The sequence below is a fragment of the Ferruginibacter sp. SUN106 genome, from assembly GCF_050611765.1.
Taxonomy (GTDB): domain Bacteria; phylum Bacteroidota; class Bacteroidia; order Chitinophagales; family Chitinophagaceae; genus Ferruginibacter.
The window spans coordinates 815,536-838,487 of record NZ_JBODJC010000001.1 but is presented as its reverse complement, the minus strand read 5'-3'; the positions used below and the strand labels follow the sequence as shown (position 1 = coordinate 838,487).

Below are 22,952 nucleotides of genomic sequence, written 5' to 3'. Positions count from 1 at the left end.
ACGTTGAAACTCTGTTTATATTATAGTTCCAGCAAACTCTTTACGGGATCTTTTCCGAATAATAACAGCGCTGGATTTTCCAGTAATTCCTTAACCCTTACAAGGAAACTTACTGATTCTCTGCCATCAATGATACGGTGATCGTAGCTTAAGGCAAGGTACATCATCGGCTTAATCACCACCTGGCCATTAACGGCCATTGGCCTTTGCAGAATATTATGCATGCCCAAAATAGCTGATTGTGGAATATTGATGATCGGTGTACTCATCATCGACCCGAAAATACCACCATTAGTAATAGTGAAGGTACCCCCGGTCATTTCTTCTATAGTGAGTTTGTTATCTTTTGCTTTGGTTGCCAGTTCCACCACTTTCTTTTCAATTTCCGCCATGCTCAGGCTTTCTGCATTTCTTATTACCGGCACCACCAAACCTTTAGGGGCACTCACTGCAATAGAAATATCGCAATACTCATGGTAAATAATATTTTCTCCATCAATGTAAGCATTTACAGATGGCCACTCCATTAAAGCGTAAGTGCAGGCTTTGGTAAAAAAACTCATAAAGCCCAGGTTTACACCATGCCCTTCTTTAAACTTATCCTTGTATTTAGACCTTATTTCCATGATGGCACTCATATCCACTTCATTAAAAGTGGTGAGCATTGCCGTGGTATTTTTTGCTTCTACCAGGCGACGGCTGATAGTTTTGCGGAGATTGCTCATTTTTTCGGGCCTGTCTTTACGGCCAAACATTGCAACACCTGGTTTTCTACCGGGATTACTTAATGCTTCCAATACATCCTGCTTTACTATTTTTCCGTTAGAACCTGTGGCAGTAACCGTTTTAACATCCACTTTTTTATCGGCAATGATGGCGGCTGCAACGGGAGTTGCCTTGGTTTCGATCTCAGATTTCGGATTTACGATTTCGGATTTAGGGGCTTCAGCAGGTTTTGCGGCTGCTTTTTCCGGCGCCGCTGGTGCACCTTCTGGTTTGGCAGCATCAGTATCAATGCTGCAAACGATATCACCAATTTTAAGGGTGTCGCCTTCCTGTGCAATTATTTTAATAGTGCCGGCCTGCTCTGCATTTAATTCAAAAGTAGCTTTTTCGCTTTCCAGTTCTGCAATTACTTCATCCCTGTTAGCATACTCCCCGTCTTTTTTAAGCCACTTTACTAAAGTTACTTCGCTTATACTTTCTCCTACAGTAGGAACTTTTATGTCGATTGCCATCTATTTATTTTTATGAGTTGTGCAAATTTCGGGGAAAATAAAGGATTATAGAAATTGATTTGCAGAAATACATTGAAAAGTAAATGTGCAGCCTGTTTAAGCTGCACAACTAATATTTTTAAGGGGTGTTTTGTTAGCCTGGTTCTTGCAGAATATTTATGTTCCCAGGTAGGTTTTTAAGATCTTGCACCTTGAGGCCGTTCTTAATTTAGTAATGGCTTTATCTTTTATCTGCCTTACTCTTTCACGGGTGAGGTTGAATCTTTCGCCAATATCTTCCAGGCTTAAGGCATGGTCGATACCAATGCCAAAGAAGTAACGGATCACATCTTTCTGCCTTTCGGAGAGCGTACTCAGGGAACGTTCTATCTCTGTTTTTAAGGAAGCTTTAAAAGCCAGTTCATTATCGGTGCTGATAGCGTTGGGATTAATCATCACGTCCATCAGGGTATTATCTTCTCCATCTGCCAAAGGCTGATCCATACTTACGTGGCGGATACCTGCGCCCAGCGTAGCTCTTACTTCTTCAATATCCATCTCTAAAAAAGTAGCCAGTTCTTCTGCACTGGGTTCTCTCTCAAATTCCTGTTCTAATAAAGAATAGGCTTTGCTGATCCTGTTAGACAGGCCAACTTTATTTAAAGGTAACCTTACAATTCTTGATTGTTCGGCCAATGCCTGTAAAATACTCTGCCGTATCCACCATACAGCGTAGGAAATAAATTTAAAGCCCCTGGTTTCATCAAAACGCTGTGCTGCTTTAATAAGACCAAGATTGCCTTCATTAATAAGATCGGGTAGAGTAAGCCCCTGGTTCTGGTACTGTTTGGCAACAGATACTACAAATCTCAAATTGGCTTTGGTGAGTTTATCCAATGCTACCTGGTCGCCGTTTTTGATACGGATAGCGAGGGAAACCTCTTCTTCGGGAGAGATTAATTCCACTTTTCCAATTTCCTGTAAATACTTCTCTAAACTCTGACTCTCACGATTGGTAATGGACTTGGTGATCTTGAGTTGACGCATGCTCATAAGCCTGCAGTTTTAAAGGTTAAGTTTAGAAATGGTTTGCGGTTAATGATTTGTTAAAAAATATTACTATTATTAACGTAATTTATACTATTTAAAGTATCTGACCAAAAAACTTTTTGTAACAACCTGTCTTTCAGCAGCTTTAAAAAGGCATTTTCGCAATGCGGTATGTTAATAAGTATGCGTAAAATAAATGCGCAAATATTTTGTTACGAGAATTATTTTGTTATTATTGCATGCTTGAAAGGATTTATTAAAATATAAGGATGAGTAAGAAACAATTATTTACATTAGAATACCCGGTTAGATGTTCACCCGGCATTTTGTATGAGTTTTTAAGTACACCAGCGGGCTTACAGGAATGGTTTGCAGATAAAGTGGATGAACGTGATGGCGTTTTTAGTTTTTCATGGAATGGCACTACTGATAAAGCTGAGTTATTGGAAAGCGAAGAAGATAAATTTGTACGCTTTCATTGGTCGCATATGCCTAAGGGTGAGTATTTTGAATGGAGCATTGAAAAATCTGAAGTTACTAACCAAACCATTTTGGTAATAAAGGACTTTGCAGAGAAAAAGGATATTAAAGATCAAAGCCAATTGTGGGAATACCAGATCAAAGATCTTTTCCATCGTATAGGCAGTTAATATTTCAACAGGTGCAACACATCTGAAAAAGATTTTTGCAACAATACATCCATTTCATGCCACTGGTGCAATGAAAATTTTGCAGCCACTTTTATAAAGTGCTGTTGTGAGAGTATTTTGTTTATTTCCCCTATATCAATAGTATTGGCAGCTACATAATTGTCTGGCTCAAAATGATGTTCCCATTCATTATTACTAATGCAGAGGTATAAATTATTTTGTTGCAACGCAGTACTGTTTTTAATTAAAGCCTGTTTAAACATCGTTTTATAGCTGCCCGATAAATGCAGGGTACAACTGAAAAAATTACCCCACCAGAACATGGTGCGGATGGCGAATATATTTTCCTTTTCAAAACAGCGGGGATAATCCAGTAACACATAAGGCAATTGCCCATAATTTTCTCCTTTTGCTATTTTAGGTGCAGACATAATAGCTGCAGCTGGAAGATACTCCCGCTCGGCTTCAACAATATCCTGCATGGCAACTGCCACTGCTCCAAAAAACAAATTAACCTTACCGATAATTATACGTTTCGTTAAAATCCATTCCGTATTAGTTACCAATTGCATTTCACCGGAAGAAAGCGTTAATTTTGATGTTTCAGTCATATTAGCATACAATTTACAAATAACTTTTAACAGCCTTTACTCCGGGGTATGATAAAGAAATTAGACAAGCTTATTATTAAATCCTTCCTGGGGCCGTTTATTGCTACCTTTTTTATTACACTGTTCATCCTGTTAATGCAAACCTTGTGGAAGTATATTGATGACCTTGTGGGAAAAGGCCTTGATTTCTGGACAATTGGAAAATTTATCTGGTACATGAGCGCCACCTTGCTGATGCTGGCCATGCCGATCTCTATTTTATTATCTTCTATAATGACCTTTGGTAACTTGGGCGAAAGTTTTGAACTGGTGGCCATTAAATCGTCCGGTATTTCATTGCTGCGTTTTATGCGGCCTTTATTTTTTGTAGCACTATTGCTATGTGGTATCACTTTTGTTTTTGCCAACTACCTGATACCGGTAGCCTATCTTAAATCCACGGCCTTGTATAACGATATCATGTATAAAAAGCCGGCACTTGATCTTAAGGAAGGTGTTTTTTATACGCACATTCCTACTTATGCCATTAAGATCGGCAAAAAAGATGACGATGGTAAAACGATACATAATGTGCTGATCTATGAACAATCTAACCCTATGCAGGACAATTGTATTGTAGCAGAAACAGGGATAATGAAAACATCCGATGATAAACAATATTTAGAATTTAATTTACAAAACGGGTACCGCTACCAGGAAAGAGGTAATTCTGGTGATACTGCAACAGAATATATACGGCTGGGTTTTAAGACGTTTAAAAAATTATTTGACCTGACTGCCCTGCGGATGGGTGCCACTCCTGATTCTATTTACAAGAGTAATTACAAAATGAAGAGTGTGCGTTTACTCAACCTCGGTATCGACTCTTTGAAAAAAATTGATGATTCGCTGTACAAAAGAATCAATGCTGAAATAAACGGCTTCGTTCATTACTTTACAATTAAAGACAGCACCTGGAAAAAAAATACAGTTACTGCAAAGGCAGAAACTATCGATAATCTTTTACCTGATAGTGCCAGGCTTAACGTATATGAAACGGCTACCAATACGGCCACCTTTATGCGTAACACTATTCAGAATAATATTACCGAGATAACCAATAAGGATAACGAGATCAAGTTTCACAAACTGGAATGGCACAGAAAGTATTCGCTTTCGCTTGCTTGCCTGGTATTATTTTTTATTGGTGCCCCACTGGGTTCCATAATCCGCAAAGGCGGGTTAGGCATGCCGCTGGTGGTAGCCATTGTATTCTTCCTCATCTTTCACCTGCTGAATATGTTTGGCGAAAAATTTGTAAAAGAAGACATCGCTTCTCCCCTGCTGGGTATGTGGCTCTCTGTATTGGTATTGATACCGGTAGGTATTTTTCTTACCTATAAGGCATTACACGACTCCCAATTATTCAGCAAGGAATTTTATAACAGGGTTTTCAAAAGATTCAGGCTGTTTTTAAGTACATTTAGCAAAGCAAAAGACACATTACAAATCTCTAAATAATTTACTATGTCATCAATATCAAAAAGCCGCAGAAAATTCATTACTAATTCTGCCAAAGGCGCTATTGCCGCAAGTGTAGGATTAAGTGCAGCGGGAACTTTTATTGCATCCTGCGCTGAAGCAAAACCAATTGCAAAAACTTTAGTGTTCACTAATTTTGATCAGCAGCCATTACCGTACAAATATGATGCGCTGGAAAATGTGATTGATGCCATGACGATGGAAATTCATTACAGCAAACATGCAGCAGCTTACAGTAAAAATGTTAAGGAAGCGGCTGCAGCAGAAGGAGTAGACGTAAGCAAGCCATTGGAAGATGTGCTGGCAAAAATCTCAAAATATTCTGCCAAGATGCGTAACAATGGTGGCGGACATTACAACCATGAATTATTCTGGCAATGCATGCGCCCAAAACAAATCGGTAATATAGCAACGGGCAATTTGCAAACTGCTATCACTAAAACTTTTGGTTCTTTTGATGAATTTAAAAAACAATTTGCTACTGCAGGCACTACAAGGTTTGGAAGCGGATGGGCATGGCTGTACGTTGATGCCGGAAAAAATTTAAAAATCGGCTCTACGCCAAACCAGGATAATCCTTTAATGGATACCAGTGAAATTAAAGGCACGCCACTATTAGCATTAGATGTTTGGGAACATGCTTACTATTTAAAATATCAAAATAAAAGGGCTGATTATATTGAGAACTGGTGGAACGTGGTGAACTGGGATTTTGTGCAGCAGCGTTTTGAAAAATTATAATGCACCGATTAAAGAAGTCAAGTCTTGAAGACCTGACTTCCTTTGTAAAATATATTCAACGATTACATAAAAATATTTTTCCTTTTTATGTAATCGTTTTTATTTTCTCATCCTGTTGCCAAACAGTTTATGAGAAAATATTTTTCGATTGCCCTATTACTTTTGTTATGCTGCATTATTACAAAAGCACAAATGCCACAACTTACCATTGATGGCAAAACCAATAACGGCGTGCAATTACAGGCATTAAAAATAGATGTAAAAGTATGCGGTACCGTTGCCAGAACCACCTGGCAAATGACCTTTAAAAATACCACCTCTAAAATACTGGAAGGCACTTTAAATTTTCCGCTTAAAGATGGATTGAGTATAAGCCGTTATGCATTAGACATCAATGGAAAAATGAGAGAAGCCGTTGCTGTTGACAGGGCGAAAGGCACCGAAGTGTTTGAAACAATAGAAAGACGAAGAGTAGACCCGGGCCTTTTAGAAAAAGTAGATGGTAATACTTTTCGTACCCGTATCTATCCTATCAACCCTAATAATACCCGTACTGTTTTAATTGGTTATGAAGAAGAATTGCCATTGGCCGGTGATGCTGCATTGCATTATTATCTTCCCTTAAATTTAAAAGATACCGTTGCTGATTTTAATCTTGATCTATCCGTTATACAATCCGCTACACAGCCCGTTTTTGATTCGTCCCTGAATGAAAACATCAATTTTACCAACAGCAATAACCAGTACAATGCCACATTGCATAAGACCAGTTATGTACCCGGTTATGCGCTTTCCTTCAGCATACCCAAACCAATGGATGCAGCCGAAGTAATGTTACAGGAATTTGAAAATAAATATTATTACCTCATCAACACCAGGCTGCAAAAAAATGAAAGAGAAAAAACTGCCCCCTCAGCAATAGGTTTGTTATGGGATGTTTCTTTAAGTGGTGCCGGAAGAAACATAAAAAAAGAAATGGAATTGCTGGATGCGTATTTTAAAAAATTAAATACAGCAACAATAAATTTTATTGCTTTCAGTAACTCGATAAAAAACACAAAAACCTATACGGTTGTAAATGGTAATTGGGATGAATTAAAAAAAGATATTGAAGCATTGCAATACGATGGTGCAACTGACCTTGGTACCTTGAATTTGAAAAATATAAAAGCAGATGAATTTTTACTGGTGAGTGACGGACATCAAACATTAGGCAACAAAACCCTGCAGTTAAATAGCAAACCGGTGTATTGTATCAACAGTTCCATCACTGCAGATTACAGCAACCTGAAATTTATTGCAGGTAAAACAGGCGGCCTTGTTATCGATATTCAAAATGAAACAGTGCCTGATGCATTAAAAAAACTGATCAATCAACCTTTCCGTTTCTTAGGTATCAAACAAAATAATTTTAATAAAGAAAACTATCCTTCCATACCCGTTGTAGTGGGGGATAATTTTGCGGTAGCAGGTATTGCTGATGAAGCTATTCAGGAAATTATTTTGCAATTTGGCTACGGCAATACAGTGACCTATGAAAAAACAATTGCCATCAACTCTGACAAGCAACTTTGCGAAAACTTCGACATCACTAAAGTATTTGCACAAAAGAAAATTGCAGAACTGGATATTCAATACCATCAAAATAAACAGGAGATTGAAAGATTGGGCAAACAGTTTGGCGTAGTTACCCGAAACACTTCTTTAATTGTTTTAGAAACACTCAACGATTACATACAATATCAAATAGAACCACCTGCAGAGTTAAGACAGGAATACGACAGAATAATGAAACAACGTGGTGGTGATATCATTACAAAAAAAGAAGCCGACCTGAGAAGTTCGTTAAATATGATGGCGGTTTTGAAAGGATGGTATGACAAAAAAGAAGTTGTTACAACACCGGTTCAAAATAATCCGGTTGCCACACAACGGCCGGTTGGCATAATACCCAAGCCAGTTGGGGCACTAAAAACTCTTTCAGGTAAAATAACTGATAAAGATGGTAACGCTGTTGCAGGAACAACTGTAATAATAAAAGGTACCCGTACCGGCGTAGCAGCAGATTTTAATGGCGGCTTTAGTATACGTGCCAAACAAGGCGATGTGCTACAATTTTCTGCAGCAGGGTTTATTCCGTTTGAGCAACGCATCAGTAACAATAGTATGATTTCTGTTGTAATTGAAAAATCAAGAATAGAATTGCAGGAAGTGGTGGTGATTGGCTATGGCTCGGAAAAAAGAACAATGGTTACAGGTAGCAGTGTTCAAAACGTAAGCAGTGAACAACTAAATACGGTAAGACAAACTAATGTAAATAATGCATTAGCCGGAAAAGTACCCGGAGTGCAGGTTAGAAGCCAGTCTGCTGCCACACCCGGCGCTAATGATAATGTTGGTTTACGTGGGCAAATTGGCCTTGACGCAAATTCAGGAGCAGTAAATTTTGGTGATGGTGAAATACTGAAAGACAGAAGTCCACTTAACCCGGATGATGCTGCGACATTACGCACAATGCTGAATGATAAAAATGCAACAACCAATACAGGAGCCGGCAGCAAAAACACCACCGGCGTATATTATAAATCTGCAACCCTGCTTACCGATTCTGTTGACCCTACATTTAATCCGGCAAGTTTTGATTACCTGAAAGCGATAAAGCAAACCGACAAAGCCAGTCGTTATTTAAAATATTTAGAACTGCGTAAATACTATAGCAGCAGGCCTACTTATTTCTTTGACATCGCTTCTTATTTATTAAAAACAGGTGATAAAATTAATGGCATTACTATACTTACTAACCTGGCTGAACTTGAAAATGGCAGTTATGAATTATACAAAATGCTGGGCTATAAATTAAAAGAAGCCGGCGATTACGAAGGAGAATTATCTGCCTTTAAAAAAGTAATGGAGCTGCGCCCTTCTGATCCGCAAAGTTTCAGGGATTGTGCATTAGCTTACCTGGACCTGGGTAATTACCAGCAGGCATTGGATATGTTATACGAAGGCATGACCAAAAGTTACAGCAGCGAAATGAACCGGATGTATAATGGCATTGAAGAAATATTTTTAACTGAGATCAACCGCATCATAGCATTGCACAAAAAAGAACTGGACCTTAAAAAGATAGATAAAAATATTATTGCTCCCATGCCAACTGATGTAAGGGTAGTAATGAACTGGAACAAAAACAATTCTGATATTGACCTTTGGGTAACTGACCCCAATGGCGAAAAATGTTTTTACAGTCATAAGCTAACAGAAATGGGTGGCCGCATTTCGGATGATTTTACCGAAGGTTTTGGCCCTGAACAATTCATGCTTAAAACAGGTAGTAAAGGGAAATACAAAATTCAAATTAATTATTACAGCGACAGGCAGGTTACCATTGCCGGCCCCACCACAGTAATGGCAGAGATCTATTTACATTATGGCGCTGTTAATGAAGAAAAAAAGATCATCACCCTGCAAATGGAAAAAGACAAACAAGGCGAAGTATTTATAGGAGAAGTAGAATTATAAAAATCAGTACCCGGCACATGCAGTTCATGCTTTGGTATTTCCAGGTTCTTTCTGGAATACCTGAGTATGGACTGTTTCTTTTTTATCATTATTAGTTGTACTTTAACAACCAAACTTATTGTAAGCTTATGAAAAAATATTCCCTGTTATTTTTGTTAGTGGGTACTTTGGTAATGATTGTGGTAATGACAAAAACCGGTGCTACATTAAAAACGCCTGATACCCCCAAAGGCATTTTAGATTTAGAATTCGCTTATAACACTACTTTGGCTAATGATGTAAAAACTGCGTGGGTACTTAATCCCCCGGCGAATAATATCGGCGCTGCAAAAATTAATACCTGGCTGGATTTTATCTTTCTGTTTTTCTACTCGTTGTTTTTATTTTTTACCTGTAAAAAAATTGCAAGGTTGAGTAATGGCATATTTAGCAAGGCCGGAATACTATTTGCTAAAGGCGCATTAATTGCAGGCTTTTTAGATATACTGGAAAATGCCGGCATGCTATACACTTTATCCGGCCCCACCTCCGAAACGGTGGCTTTATGTACCGCTATATGTTCTGTTATAAAATGGGTATTGGCTTTGTTAGCCGTATTATATTGCCTTACAGGATTAATTTATGCTGTAAGTCAAAAGAAAATGAGTTCCTTACTGGCCTGAATTGGCTCAGCCTTTGCCAACGAAGCACTCACCAAAAATGCAACGGTAACAAAGGCTGATAAACATACTTGTCCACCTACGGAGGTTGACAAACAATCTACAACAAATGTAAACGCATTAGCCGGTACAAATTCAACCGATTATATAAAATTTTGGTAAAACAATTTCCATCAAAAACGCCTACTTTCGTACACTAAACTTTCAAACTCTAAACGTATAAACTATATGCAAGCCTGGAAAGATTATCAAGCACAAAACAAAGACCGTTTTTTAAGCGAACTCTTAGACCTGTTACGTATACCCAGCATCAGCGCTAAAAGCGAACATAAAGCTGATATGCAAAAATGCGCTGAGGCAGTTAAAGCAAGATTGCTTGAAGCCGGCGCCGATAAGGTAGAGATTTACCCTACTGATGGCCATCCATTGGTATATGGCGAAAAAATGATTGACCCGGGCAAACCAACTGTATTGGTATATGGGCACTACGATGTACAACCTGCCGAACCTTTGGAGTTATGGAAGAGCGGACCATTTGAGCCCGTGATTGTTGACGGTAAAATTTTTGCCCGTGGCAGTTGCGATGATAAAGGACAATTTTACATGCATGTAAAGGCATTGGAAACAATGGTGAAAACAAACAGCCTTACCACTAATATTAAATTTTGTATTGAAGGCGAAGAAGAAGTAGGATCTCCTAACCTGGGGAAATTTGTAGCATCGCATACTGAATTATTAAAAGCAGATTGCGTATTGATCAGCGATAGTGCAATGATAAGTTTAGATACCCCAAGTATTGATATTGGTGTACGTGGCCTTAGCTATATTGAAGTGGAAGTAACCGGCCCTAACCGTGATTTGCACAGTGGCGTTTACGGTGGTGCAGTTGCCAACCCCATTACCATTTTAGCAAAAATGATTGCCAGTTGCCATGATGAAAACAATCATATTACCATTCCCGGTTTTTATGATGATGTATTAAATGCTACTGAAGAAGAAAGAAAATTAATGTCTTTAGCACCATATGATGAACAGGAATACAAAGATGATTTGGGTGTAAAAGAATTATGGGGCGAAAAGGGTTACAGTACCAATGAAAGAACGGGTATTCGTCCTACTTTGGAATTGAATGGCATCTGGGGCGGTTACCAGGGCGAAGGTGCTAAAACTGTTTTGCCATCAAAAGCTACTGCAAAAATTTCCACCCGTTTGGTACCCAATCAATCTTCAGAAAAAATTACGGCGATGTTGCTGGAACATTTTAAAAAGATCGCTCCACCATACGTTAGTGTACATGCATTTGAACACCATGGCGGCGAACCTTATATGACACCGATTGACAGCAAAGCTTACAAAGCCGCAGCTAAAGCGATGGAAACTACATTTGGTAAAACACCAATCCCTGTTCGTGGTGGTGGCAGTATTCCTATCTGTGCATTGTTTGAAAAAGAGCTGGGTATTAAAATTGTGTTTATGGGTTTTGGATTAGATAGTGATAACCTGCACAGCCCTAACGAAAAATTCAACCTCGATAATTTTTATAAAGGCATTGAAACGATTCCTTATTTCCATAAGTGTTTTGCGGAGATGAGTTAAGAAGAGTTGAATAAAGTATTAAAATCCCGGCAATAACTTGCCGGGATTTTTTTATTAAATTGTGGTATAATGTCAGACACTATGAAGCAGGCATACAATAAAAATTATGCGTTCCAGGTTTGGTCTACCAGCTTAGTGCTCCCCCTGATATTTGCGTTTATTATTGCTTCAATTGATTCTCAAAGCCTGGCAGGTCTCCCTGCTTTTATTGGATTTGGACTGATTATCCTTGGAGTATCGTTACTTTATTCTTTACCGGCACTTGGGGTATACTATCTTTCATACAGATATTTATTGCAGACTCCCCTATCTCCTTTCATTATTAAATTAATATTACTACTGGTAGCAGCCATTTACATTACAATTACATTTTATTTCTTTTTTGGTACTGATTTTTTAAACCTCAAAAGTGATCTTGAATTTCCTTTATCTTATTTTGCCAGTGTAACAATTGCGTCCTTTCTGTATAAGTTAACTGAACGAAAACCCATTACACCTGATGTATAACATGATACAATAAATCCAAATAATGGAATAACTTCAACACTAAATTGTTGCAACACCATAAACTATGACACCTGGCAATTCTTTACCATTCTTCCTGCTACTGTTATTTTCTTGTACCAACAACAAGACAAATCCTGTTTCACCAAAAGATTCTGCGCAACCGGCTATAATTAAAACTATTACTGATACTACACATTCAACTGCCATTGATAGTAATTATTTAGCCATGGTTGAAGCCATAAAAGAAAACCCCTACGCCGCTGAATATGATACTGCATTAAAAGGAGGCTTTTCTATTTCCTTTCAGTACAACAAGGAAGATCAATATTTACTGTATCAAAAAGGGCAAAAAATAATTGACACCATCGGCAATTGTTCGTTAGGACTTTTGTATAAAAACCTGGGTTATGTAGGTGCCGACTTTGATAATAGTTTTGTGTTTGTGCAATCTTATGGCAGTGGCAACCCGGATTATATTCAGTTATACGATAAGGAAACGGCAACCAATTTAATTGCGAATGGCAGCGCCTGGATTGATGTTGATACTGCAAGGCAAGTACTCTTATATTCGAAAGCAGATGTGCCGACACCATCAGATAGCATGAGTTTATTTGATACCAAAAAAAATACGAACCGGCAATATGCTTTTCCAAAAGAAATTTTTGATGAGCCGGAAAAACTTAACCGGATACATTTAACCAATGTAACCGACAAAACATTCAGCATTGAATATGAGTTTAAAGACCGGCAGATAACTAAAACCAAGAAGTATATCCGTTAACTTAGTATAAAATAAAAATCAAACTAAAATCCTGTATTGTGCCAAAGTTTGCTCACTTAATTTTTCTCCTGTTCTTTTTACAGCTTTTTTCCTGTACACAAACTGCTACTAAAGCAAGGATTATTAATCCCACCTGGACCAAAAGAAATTTACCCAACGGCTGGAGTATTTATTTACCTGTTGCTTTTAAAGATTCAGTTTTGCATGGCATCGATTCTCAACCAGGTTATATCGTTTCAAAAGCAGACAGCATTTTATTGAATTACGATTCGGACAGGGAAAGGACACTGAAAGGAAAATTAAATTATGATCCCTGCGATTTTGCTTACCAGGTAAAAATGGCAAAAGAAACAATTCAAAATGATGAACAGGATTATTTTCACGAAGCAAACAAACTGTATCATTTAAAACTGGATACTATTGACGGGAAAGTAGCTATTATCAGAACACCAATTATCAAAGGGCAACAACGGGTGGAAATACAGATCAGGGATTGCAAAAGTGAAAGCTGTTTAAGTATCTACGGACAAAATTTTTCGGCACAACAAGAGCAACTTGTTTTAGAGATATTCAGTACCCTGTCATTCCACGATAAATAATTTCTGCGTACTGTTTTAACCAGTTCCAAAATATCAGCTGCTGCAAATGCTATTTTCGTACACCCTGTCACTTGATTATCTGTATTGCTGAATAATTTTTTATTTGTTAAGCAACAGTTTGTAAAACAGCAGCATCTTTTTCTACCATATGGAGTATGAAGAAGATCAAAAAAACAGGCTGCTGGCGCAAATGCTTTACAAGTTGTTGCAGGTTATTATAACTGCTATACTGGTTATAGTATTTACAACAATGCTGATCTGTTACCTGTAAATCATCGCATAGCAGTAATCATTAGTATATTTTCAAAAACTTCCCTATTTTTAAAGCACAGCAAAATCATTGCTGCTTTTTACCGGCTGAAATTGTACATTTTTTATTCTTCAAACCTTAAACTAAAAAAATGAAACATCCTGTTATTGCCATGGCTTTAATCTTTGTTGCTGTATTAGTTGCTTGTAAAAGCAAAGAAGAAACAACCAAGCCAACTGCAACCAAAGAAGAGTTGATTAAACGTGGAGAATACCTGGTACAAATTTCCGGCTGCAATGATTGCCATTCTCCTAAGAAGCCCGGTCCTAATGGCCCGGAACTCGTGCCTGAATTAATGCTATCCGGCTATTCCCAGGATATGCCCATACCACAAGGCGATAAAAATGTTTTAGCAGCAGGGTTTTCTGTTTTCGCACCTGATTTAACTGCAGCTACCGGTCCATGGGGCACCAGTTTTTCGGCCAATATTACGCCAGATACCGCTACCGGCATTGGTGGCTGGACAGAGGAGCAGTTTAAAAAATCACTCACTAAAGGAAAATTTAAAGGCCAGGATGGTGGCAGGCAGTTACTTCCCCCAATGCCCTGGTTTAATTATGCAAAAATGGCCGATGAAGATGTAAAAGCAATTTTCAGCTACCTGAAAAGTATAAAACCCGTTAATAATGCCGTGCGTTTTCCCATAAAACCGGGACAGCAGTAAAGGATATACCTCCTTTGCTACTATAGCATTTACGAAATAATGGACATTTTATGCTGATTTGATTTCAGAAATTGCCTTCAATGCTTTACTTTTGCACCCCGCTTTCAGCGGAAATGGATGTCGGGGTAGCTCAGCTGGTTAGAGCATCGGATTCATAACCCGAAGGTCGGCAGTTCAAGTCTGCTCCCCGATACAAAACAAAGCCTGAATTCCTAAAAAGTTTTCGGGCTTTTTTATTTTTCAAATGCCATACACTGTGTACATATTATTTTCTGCGAGCCACCAAAAACATTATACAGGATTCACAAGTGATCTTGAACAAAGATTAATATCACATAATGAACTCGGTAGTGGCTGGACTGCTAAATACAGACCATGGGTAGTCATTTACACAAAGGAATTTTCTGATAAAGCCGAAGCCATGAAGTATGAAAAATGGCTTAAATCGGGAGCAGGAAGGGATTTTATTAAGCATTTATAACCTTTTGCATCAGATTCATATCCGCCGCGGCGGACGGCAGTTCAAGTCTGCTCCCCGATACAAAACAAAGCCTGAATTCCTAAAAAGTTTTCGGGCTTTTTTATTTTTCAAATGCCATACACTGTGTACATATTATTTTCTTTGAGCCACAAAAAACATTATACAGGATTTACCAGTAATCTGGAACAAAGATTAATATCACATAATGAACTCGGTAGTGGCTGGACTGCTAAATACAGACCATGGGTAGTCATTTACACAAAGGAATTTTCTGATAAAGCTGAAGCCATGAAGTATGAAAAATGGCTTAAATCAGGAGCAGGAAGGGATTTTATTAAGAATTTATAACCTTTTGCATCAGATTCATATCCGCCGCGGCGGACGGCAGTTCAAGTCTGCTCCCCGATACAAAACAAAGCCTGAATTCCTAAAAAGTTTTCGGGCTTTTTTATTTCTCAAATGCCATACACTGTGTACATATTATTTTCTGTAAGCCACAAAAAACATTATACAGGATTTACCAGTAATCTTGAACAAAGATTAATATCACATAATGAACTCGGTAGTGGCTGGACTGCTAAATACAGACTATGGGTAGTCATTTACACAAAGGAATTTTCTGATAAAGCCGAAGCCATGAAGCATGAAAAATGGCTTAAATCGGGAACAGGAAGGGATTTTATTAAGTATTTACAAACTTTTGCATCAGATTCATATCCGCCGCGGCGGACGGCAGTTCAAGTCTGCTCCCCGATACAGGATAGGAGTTTTCAATATTATTTTGAAAGCTCCTTTTTTTATTTTCCGTATAACCTGATGAAATTGAAGCAACGCCTGATGGAAAAGAAATAGAAAAAGGTGTCGCAGGTTTTACATGGTCAAAATAGAAAATTAAAATTGATATCAATGAGCGGCTTGTTTCGATGAGCTGCTTATTTGATTATGCACAAGCAGAGGCAAATGAAGCAAGAAGTTTAAATCAGATCTTACCGTATAAAAAAGTTTTATCGGTAGAGGGTGTTTGATTGGCGCCAATATTTTCTAAGGTTACACTAAATGCAGTAGCACCTTCAGGTACATTTGCCAGTTCAATAAAACGATCACGGATTTCATCATGTACCATACCCACGTTAACCGGCTTATTGTTCACCATTGCCCAGAGCTGGTATTTTTTATCTTCCGGTGAGGGAATTAAATGATGGATCATAATATACGCTTTGCCTGTTTTTTTATCCCAGTACATTGTGCAGCGGCATAGGGTATATGGTGCTACGCCATACATGGCCACAGGCGTAATAGCCGGATTTTTCATTACAGCATAATCAGCAGCAGGCAATGAACTGTCTTTGTCTTTTGTTGCCAAAGCCAATTCCTGTGCCTGCACTTTTTTATACATCGTATAATTATAAATGCCGCTGATGCCCAATAATAAAATAGCAGTGGCAGCAACAGGCATCATCCAATTTGCTTTTTTAGTTTCAGTTGGTTTAGCATTGATACTGATAACTGGCGCCGGAGCCTGCAGGCTTTTTAATGTTTGTAAAATACTTTCGTCTGTTGCTGCTCCAGGTTCTTCGGTGCCACTGTGTAATAAATTATTTTCAAATGCTTTTTCAAATTCAATTATTGCAGTATGCAGCTCGGGATATTGTAGACGCAACAATTCCAGTTCCGCCTTTTCTTCCGGCGAACAAATACCCATCACATACATTTCAATAATGCCCGACGATATGTAATTGTTAATATCCATTATACAAATTGTTTGCGCAATTCTATCAACGCATTTCTTAATCTTGTTTTTACGGTACCTACCGGTATGGTTAATATTTTAGCGATCTCTTCATGCGTAAAGCCATTAAAATAAGAAAGTTCCAACACATTTTTATATTCTTCTCTCAACAGGTGTACCTGCTTTCTTAAGCCAATCTGGTTAATGTTCTGGCTCAGGTTATCCTTTTCATCCACATAAGAAACGTAATTGTCGAAGGAATCGTTTTTTTGTTCGGATTTAAAAGCCTTGCTCCTGGTAGTATTAATGGCGCAGTTACGGGTTACATTAAACAACCATGTAAACAAACGTCCTTTGGTAACATCGTATTTATCAATATTTTTCCAGGCGGTAATAAAGGCTTCCTGCAACACATCCTGTGCAATTTCTTTATCAGCTATAATCTGGTGAATGATAGTAAACAACGCTGCTTTGTAGTTAGTATACAAATACTCAAATGCATCATTATCATGCTTTTTAAGAGCCGATATCAGGTCGTCTTCAGTATATGTTTTTATTGCTGTCAAGAAATGGGAATTGGTTGCTGGCTGTAAAAGTAAATGGTAAGGAGGGTTTAAAAAAATATCTTTATTTAAGGAAAAAGGAAGATTTTTTGCAGCTATTGTCAGTTGGCTTACAATAGTTGCACTTTTTTTTACAGTGTGAGCCGGCCGGTATCTGCCCAATTACATATACGAATCAGTTTTATATAGTGAGAATTGTAAAATACCCGACAATTTCAGGAGCGCCCTTAAGTAGCTTTAAAAATGAAATGGAAAAAAATCATGAAGCGATCATTTTTAATAATGGGAGTATTATTATTTATATGGGTTATTGTAGCGCAGAGCTGTATGAAATTCAGAATAAGTGATTCAGAAGCAAAAGCGAATTTTAAAAAGGAAGGAATAAGTTTGACCACCACAACTGTTACAGTTGACAAAGCTAAAATACATTATGCGAAAACAGGTAGCGATTTGTTGCCTACAATCATTTTTGTACATGGATCACCCGGAAGCTGGGATGCATTTGCCCGATATATGCAGGATAAAGATCTGCTTCAGAAATTCCGGATGATCTCAATTGACCGTCCGGGTTTTGGTTATAGCGATTTTGGTGACGCCAGGCATTTAGAGGAACAGTCAACATTGATCAGCCCCTTGTTTAAGCTATGGCAAAATCACAAACCAATGTACCTGGTGGGCCATTCCTTAGGTGGCCCGATGGTCATACAATTGAATGCAGACAATCCAGGGCTTTTTGATGGACTCGTTTTATTAGCCGGATCAGTAGACCCTGCAGAAGAAAAAAGTGAATCGTGGCGATATATTCTTGATGCAGGTGTATTCCGTTACCTGGTGCCAGGTGCAATGCGTCCAAGTAATACTGAATTAAAATTCTTTAAAAAAGACGTGTACGCATTGCAGGATAAATTTGCACTGGTAAAATGCAAAGTATTTATTGTGCATGGGGTAAAAGATCCGCTGGTCCCGGTAGGTAATGCCATCTTTGTACAAAAGAAATTGATTAATGCCGCATCTGTTAATCTTACTTTAATACCAGGTGCCAATCATTTCATACCCTGGACCAAATACGATACGATAAAAAAAATATTGATGGAGTTGTACTAAAATTTTCCAATTCTATAATAACAATAAGCATCATCAATAAAGTAATGTTTGTAAAATGCCCGACAAATGCCGGGCATTTTTATTTCACAAATTGCAGTAATGTAAAATACACGACAGGCATGGCTTTTAACCTGCTGTTTCTTTGTATTCAAAAAAACAAAGTCATGAAACAGTTTATAAAAACACCCAGGACATTAAAAGCCATTTCTTACTATCGCAATGCAAAAACAAATAAACTTACTATTATTTTAAAAGTGTGTTTTGCGTTATGCCTGGTATTTACTGCCTTAGGTAGTGTACATGCACAAGGTAATTCTGTTAAGTATTTCAACAACCTTAATGATAAAGGGGTGATATTGGATGGTTACGATCCGGTAGCATTTTTTACAGATAATAAACCGGTGTTAGGAGATGAAAAATTTCAATATGCTTATGAAGATGCCATTTACTATTTTGCTTCGCAGGAGCATGAGAACCTGTTTAAAGCCAACCCGGAAAAATATAAACCACAATTTGGGGGCTGGTGTGCTTATGCGGTTTCATTGGGCCGTGTAGCACCTATTATTATTAACACATTTTCTATTGTTGATGGCAGGTTGGTGATACAGCATAACGAACGTGCGGTAAAAGGCTGGAACAAAGATGTGACAGGAAATTTAGCTAAGGCAGATAAATACTGGCCCAAGGTTTCATCCAAACATGGCAAACAAATTACAACAGACGAAGAGAAGAATTATTTAAACAATATTGATAAAGAAGGTGTGATACTGCAGGGCTATGATGCCGTATCCTATTTTACTGAAAACAAAGCCGTATTGGGTAATGAAAAATATTTTGCCCGTTACAACGGTGCTACTTATTGGTTTTCTACAGAAGCTAATGCCAATATGTTTAAAGATCATCCGGAGATGTTTGCTCCGCAATATGGGGCCTTCTGTGGCTATGCTATGAGCCTTGGTAAATTAAGGCCGATCGATCCCACCATATTTCAAATAGAAAATGGCAAGCTGTATTTACAACATTCACAAGATGCGTATAAAAGATTTAATAAAGATTTAAACGCAAGCATTCAAAAGGCTGATGAATACTGGCCTAAAGTAGTAGCAAAAAAAGCAGGAAAATCAGTAGAATTTGACGAGCCTGCCAAAACAATGGATTAAAAATGAAAATGCTATTCGCATTTATGTAAGAACACGGATGACACTGATCAGACCGATAGTCACAGATTTATTTATTCAACTTAAAGTATAGCCATGAAATTTTTACAACAACATTTTCCCTTGTTATTGATTGCTGCAGTTATTTTTTCAATACCGGCAAAAGCGCAATTAATAACCCAGAAAACATTATCTCTTGAGGCATCAAAAAAAATTGTTGCTGCTGCAGTAGTTTATGCAAAAGAAAAAGCAGCCCCTGGTGGAGCAATAGCGGTAGTGGATAATGGCGGCAATTTAATTTATTTAGAACGCCTTGATGGAACATTTGCTGCAGCATCGGAAGTGGCGATAAAGAAAGCCAATACTTCCGCACTGTTTAAAGCGCCTTCTGCAAAATTGGAAAATGCTATAAATAGCGGCAGGCAGGCTTTAATTACTGTTGGACACACTTTTTTACAAGGTGGTATTCCAATTACAATCGATGGACAGGTTGTAGGTGCTATTGGTGTAAGCGGCAGTGCAAGTGCACAGCAGGACGAAGACATTGCGATTGCAGGAACCAAAGCCAACATCAGCAATTAATATTTTCTAAAACTACTGTTATGATAAAGATATATTCCATTTTAAAAATTTACCTGGTCATTCTTATTGTTCTTCTGCTAACAATGATATCATTTAAATTATTTGCCCAGGAAACAAGGCAGCTGGCAATAGATAAACCCAATGCTATTGCCGATTTAAAAACAACATCCGGCGCAGTATTGGTAAATGCAAAATGGTTTGTACAGCCTGCAAATATTAATGTAGTGGAGTTCAGATCGCCGGGGCCAATAAAAAATGGCGGACCATTGGCTTTGTATCCTACGGGAGATATCATTAAAACCAATACAATTCATCCGCAAATTGGCGATGTTGATTTTGATGCAGCTTTTAAAATGATAAATCCCAATGATCTTGAATTAAGAGAAGGTAGCGGTTTGGTTTCTTTTGTTTGGTATAAAGTTGAACTTACCATTCCTGAAACAATTGGGAAACTAAAAACCAACGGCTCTACTGCTGTGTTTGAAATTACTGTTGATGACTATAGCGAAATATGGGTGAATGGAAAACAAATGCTGGGATTTGGACAAACAGGCAATGGATTAATTGCAGGATACAATACCCGTAACAGGGTTATTTTAACCAACAATGCAAAAGCGGGCGAGCATTTTTCAATTGCAATATTGGGTATTAACGGACCTATAGGAAAAATTCCTGAAAACTATATTTGGGTTCGCAGTGCAGTTATCGACTTTTATAAAGATGGATTACCTGTTAATAAAGACTGGAAAAATATTGGAAAGATCTTTACTATCGATGAAAAATTAAACAGCATTATTACACCCGCCAGCAATATTGAAAAAGTTGCTGACGGGTTTTCTTTCACAGAAGGGCCGGTGTGGCATCCTGATGGATACCTGTTATTCAGCGATCCAAATACAAACACTATCTATCGTTACAATCCTGCCAATAATAATGTAACTATTTACATGTCACACTCCGGTTACACGGGTGCTGATATTGGTGATTATGGGCAACCGGGAAGTAATGGATTAGCTATTGACAAAGAAGGAAGATTAATTGTTGATCAACATGGCAACAGAAGAGTGATAAGGCATGAAAAGAAAGGACCCGTTACTATTCTGGCAGATAATATTGATGGCAAAAAATTTAATAGCCCCAATGATATTGTGTTGAAGAGTGATGGCACTATCTATTTCACTGATCCGCCATATGGCCTGCCTGGTTTTTTTAACGACGCAAAAAAAGAATTGGATTATTCGGGAGTGTTTATGGTTAAGGAAGGAAAAGTTACAGTAGTATCAAAAGACCTGGGCGGGCCAAACGGGCTGGCATTTTCTCCGGATGAAAAATATTTGTACGTTACCAATTGGGATATCAGAGATATTCATCACACCAAAACATTGTGGCGTTACGAAGTAAACACTGATGGTACTTTAAAAAACGGTAAAGTATTTTTCGATTTTAGTTTTACAGAAGATGATGAGGCATTGGATGGTATGAAAGTGGATAAGGAAGGAAATTTATTTGTATCTGCACCGGGAGGTGTGTGGATATTATCGCCTGAAGGAAAATTATTGGGCAAAATTGTAACTCCTGAGCGCCCCGCAAATATGGCCTGGGGCGATGCAGACGGAAAGACATTGTACATGACAGCGCATACCAGCCTGTATAAAGTACGTGTGAACACCGGCGGCAAATTCAGCTGGCAGTAACTAAACTTTTCAGTTACCGGATACGTATATGGGTAAACCAAATTACATTGTATGAAACAAGTTACACCCCTGCTCGCCTTAATTTTTATTATTTTTTTATCGTCTTGTAAAAAAAATAATACTCCCGAAGTAGTGTTAAATGAAATGGCTGATAGCACTGCCATGTTAAACTATACCGGCATGTTTGCAAGTGGCCCTTATGGAACAGTGAGTGGCGAAGCCAGAATTTTAAAAAGTGATAGTGGGAATGTGCTAAAGCTTATGAGTTTTAGCAGCAGCAATGGTCCGGATCTGAGGGTTTATGTAGCAAAAGAAATGTACCCGGTAACATTCATTGACCTGGGTGCATTAAAAGCAACTGGAGGTAACCAGGTATATAACATTACTGGTATGGTTAATTTTTCAGAATATAAATACGCTTTGATACATTGCCGCCAGTACAATCATTTATTTGGATGGGCATTGTTGCAATAATTTAAAATACCGAACAATGGCAAGTAAGACTGCAATCGTAACCGGCGCTTCAGGTAACCTGGGACAAGCTGTAGTAAAAAAGTTTTTATCAGAAGGTTATCATGTGGTGGGAACGATAGTACCCAACGATCCTGTACCGTTAGATATTGATAATAAAAAACTGGAGAAAATAGTTGTTGATCTGGTGAACGAAGATGATACGGATCAGTTTGTGCAAAATATAATTACAAAATATAGTGGTATTGATGCTGTAGTACTAACAGTAGGCGGCTTTGCAATGGGCACTTTTGCCAATACAAAAACAGCCGACATTCATAAACAATACCAACTGAATTTTGAAACGGCTTACAATATTGCCCGCCCTGTTTTTGTACAAATGTTACTGCAAAAAAATGGCCGGATATTTTTAATTGGCTCAAAACCCGGCCTAAGCGCTGATAATAGCAAGGGTATGATTGCTTATGGTTTAGGCAAGTCATTAATTTTTCGTTTGGCAGAATTGATGAATGCCGAAGCTAAAGGCACTAACGTGGTTACCAGCGTTGTTGTACCCGGCACTATTGATACACTACAGAATCGGAAAGCTATGCCTGGTGCAGATTTTAATACCTGGGTAAAGGCTGAGGTAATCGCTGACTGCATTTATTTTTATTGTACTGAAGAAGCCGGTGCCTTAAGGGAACCAGTAATAAAGATCTACAATAACGGATAGGCGCTTTCAAAATATTTTTGAAATGCCG

General features: G+C 38.1%; 24 protein-coding genes and 1 tRNA gene. 20 read left to right on the top strand and 5 right to left on the bottom strand.

The annotated features are described in order from the left end of the window. Positions 1-20: 20 nt before the first annotated feature. Together odhB and ACQ334_RS03480 are read right to left on the bottom strand one after the other, a co-directional pair. A complete protein-coding gene (odhB, locus tag ACQ334_RS03485) occupies positions 21-1,238 on the bottom strand; it encodes a 2-oxoglutarate dehydrogenase complex dihydrolipoyllysine-residue succinyltransferase (RefSeq protein ID WP_430986777.1) in 1,218 nt (405 codons plus the stop codon). Positions 1,239-1,394: 156 nt separating this feature from the next. Then, entirely contained in the window at positions 1,395-2,270 is an 876-nt protein-coding gene (locus ACQ334_RS03480; protein ID WP_430986776.1) for a sigma-70 family RNA polymerase sigma factor, read from the bottom strand. A gap of 266 nt (positions 2,271-2,536) precedes the next feature. Here ACQ334_RS03480 and ACQ334_RS03475 point away from each other — a divergent pair, with 266 nt between their 5' ends. Further along, positions 2,537-2,917: an START-like domain-containing protein gene (locus tag ACQ334_RS03475; protein WP_430986775.1), complete on the top strand. Its 381-nt coding sequence runs from the start codon at positions 2,537-2,539 to the stop codon at positions 2,915-2,917. Here ACQ334_RS03475 and ACQ334_RS03470 read toward each other — a convergent pair. Beyond that, positions 2,914-3,528, bottom strand: a complete 615-nt coding sequence (locus ACQ334_RS03470; RefSeq protein ID WP_430986774.1) for a hypothetical protein — start codon at positions 3,526-3,528, stop codon at positions 2,914-2,916. The two genes, ACQ334_RS03475 and ACQ334_RS03470, sit on opposite strands and share 4 nt — an antisense overlap. A 48-nt stretch (positions 3,529-3,576) precedes the next feature. On the opposite strand from ACQ334_RS03470, the gene ACQ334_RS03465 reads away from it, so the two are divergent. From ACQ334_RS03465 to ACQ334_RS03405, 13 genes are all read left to right on the top strand, one after another. Further along, positions 3,577-5,028: an LptF/LptG family permease gene (locus ACQ334_RS03465; protein WP_430986773.1), complete on the top strand. Its 1,452-nt coding sequence runs from the start codon at positions 3,577-3,579 to the stop codon at positions 5,026-5,028. Between the two features lie 6 nt (positions 5,029-5,034). Further along, a complete protein-coding gene (locus ACQ334_RS03460) occupies positions 5,035-5,790 on the top strand; it encodes a superoxide dismutase (protein WP_430986772.1) in 756 nt (251 codons plus the stop codon). A 129-nt stretch (positions 5,791-5,919) separates the two neighbouring features. Next, positions 5,920-9,312: a VIT domain-containing protein gene (locus tag ACQ334_RS03455; protein ID WP_430986771.1), complete on the top strand. Its 3,393-nt coding sequence runs from the start codon at positions 5,920-5,922 to the stop codon at positions 9,310-9,312. A 128-nt stretch (positions 9,313-9,440) separates the two neighbouring features. Beyond that, on the top strand, positions 9,441-9,974 hold the full coding sequence (locus tag ACQ334_RS03450) for a hypothetical protein (RefSeq protein ID WP_430986770.1): 534 nt from the start codon (positions 9,441-9,443) through the stop codon (positions 9,972-9,974). A gap of 225 nt (positions 9,975-10,199) precedes the next feature. Beyond that, a complete protein-coding gene (locus ACQ334_RS03445; RefSeq protein WP_430986769.1) occupies positions 10,200-11,567 on the top strand; it encodes a dipeptidase in 1,368 nt (455 codons plus the stop codon). Positions 11,568-11,636: 69 nt separating this feature from the next. Next, on the top strand, positions 11,637-12,074 hold the full coding sequence (locus tag ACQ334_RS03440; protein ID WP_430986768.1) for a hypothetical protein: 438 nt from the start codon (positions 11,637-11,639) through the stop codon (positions 12,072-12,074). 64 nt (positions 12,075-12,138) lie between these two features. Continuing rightward, positions 12,139-12,855 carry a hypothetical protein gene (locus ACQ334_RS03435; RefSeq protein ID WP_430986767.1) on the top strand — a complete coding sequence of 239 codons (717 nt, stop codon included), beginning with the start codon at positions 12,139-12,141 and terminating at the stop codon, positions 12,853-12,855. Between the two features lie 38 nt (positions 12,856-12,893). Then, complete coding sequence (locus tag ACQ334_RS03430) at positions 12,894-13,454, top strand: hypothetical protein (protein ID WP_430986766.1); 561 nt, start codon at positions 12,894-12,896, stop codon at positions 13,452-13,454. A 401-nt stretch (positions 13,455-13,855) separates the two neighbouring features. Continuing rightward, positions 13,856-14,428, top strand: a complete 573-nt coding sequence (locus ACQ334_RS03425; RefSeq protein ID WP_430986765.1) for a c-type cytochrome — start codon at positions 13,856-13,858, stop codon at positions 14,426-14,428. Positions 14,429-14,547: 119 nt separating this feature from the next. Next, positions 14,548-14,621 (top strand) — tRNA-Met (locus tag ACQ334_RS03420). A gap of 51 nt (positions 14,622-14,672) precedes the next feature. Continuing rightward, complete coding sequence (locus ACQ334_RS03415) at positions 14,673-14,909, top strand: GIY-YIG nuclease family protein (RefSeq protein WP_430986764.1); 237 nt, start codon at positions 14,673-14,675, stop codon at positions 14,907-14,909. A 111-nt stretch (positions 14,910-15,020) separates the two neighbouring features. Then, positions 15,021-15,257 carry a GIY-YIG nuclease family protein gene (locus tag ACQ334_RS03410; RefSeq protein ID WP_430986763.1) on the top strand — a complete coding sequence of 79 codons (237 nt, stop codon included), beginning with the start codon at positions 15,021-15,023 and terminating at the stop codon, positions 15,255-15,257. A gap of 111 nt (positions 15,258-15,368) precedes the next feature. Then, positions 15,369-15,761 (top strand): GIY-YIG nuclease family protein, encoded by a 393-nt coding sequence (locus ACQ334_RS03405; protein ID WP_430986762.1) that lies wholly within the window; start codon positions 15,369-15,371, stop codon positions 15,759-15,761. Between the two features lie 127 nt (positions 15,762-15,888). Here ACQ334_RS03405 and ACQ334_RS03400 read toward each other — a convergent pair whose 3' ends face one another. Further along, complete coding sequence (locus tag ACQ334_RS03400; protein WP_430986761.1) at positions 15,889-16,659, bottom strand: anti-sigma factor; 771 nt, start codon at positions 16,657-16,659, stop codon at positions 15,889-15,891. Then, positions 16,659-17,204, bottom strand: a complete 546-nt coding sequence (locus tag ACQ334_RS03395; RefSeq protein ID WP_430986760.1) for an RNA polymerase sigma factor — start codon at positions 17,202-17,204, stop codon at positions 16,659-16,661. Before ACQ334_RS03395 ends, ACQ334_RS03400 begins: the two co-directional genes overlap by 1 nt. Positions 17,205-17,444: 240 nt before the next feature. Between ACQ334_RS03395 and ACQ334_RS03390 the strand changes: the two genes are divergently transcribed. The 6 genes from ACQ334_RS03390 to ACQ334_RS03365 all read left to right on the top strand — a co-directional run bounded on the left by ACQ334_RS03390 (position 17,445) and on the right by ACQ334_RS03365 (position 22,924). Then, the gene (locus tag ACQ334_RS03390) at positions 17,445-18,305 is read left to right on the top strand and encodes an alpha/beta fold hydrolase (RefSeq protein WP_430986759.1); all 861 of its coding nucleotides are present in this window, start codon (positions 17,445-17,447) and stop codon (positions 18,303-18,305) included. A 164-nt stretch (positions 18,306-18,469) separates the two neighbouring features. Further along, positions 18,470-19,465 (top strand): YHS domain-containing (seleno)protein, encoded by a 996-nt coding sequence (locus tag ACQ334_RS03385; RefSeq protein ID WP_430986758.1) that lies wholly within the window; start codon positions 18,470-18,472, stop codon positions 19,463-19,465. Between the two features lie 93 nt (positions 19,466-19,558). Then, a complete protein-coding gene (locus ACQ334_RS03380; RefSeq protein WP_430986757.1) occupies positions 19,559-20,044 on the top strand; it encodes a GlcG/HbpS family heme-binding protein in 486 nt (161 codons plus the stop codon). Positions 20,045-20,064: 20 nt separating this feature from the next. Then, positions 20,065-21,738 carry an SMP-30/gluconolactonase/LRE family protein gene (locus tag ACQ334_RS03375; RefSeq protein WP_430986756.1) on the top strand — a complete coding sequence of 558 codons (1,674 nt, stop codon included), beginning with the start codon at positions 20,065-20,067 and terminating at the stop codon, positions 21,736-21,738. A gap of 51 nt (positions 21,739-21,789) precedes the next feature. Then, complete coding sequence (locus ACQ334_RS03370) at positions 21,790-22,212, top strand: DM13 domain-containing protein (RefSeq protein WP_430986755.1); 423 nt, start codon at positions 21,790-21,792, stop codon at positions 22,210-22,212. Positions 22,213-22,228: 16 nt separating this feature from the next. Continuing rightward, on the top strand, positions 22,229-22,924 hold the full coding sequence (locus tag ACQ334_RS03365; RefSeq protein WP_430986754.1) for an SDR family NAD(P)-dependent oxidoreductase: 696 nt from the start codon (positions 22,229-22,231) through the stop codon (positions 22,922-22,924). Positions 22,925-22,952 lie beyond the last annotated feature (28 nt).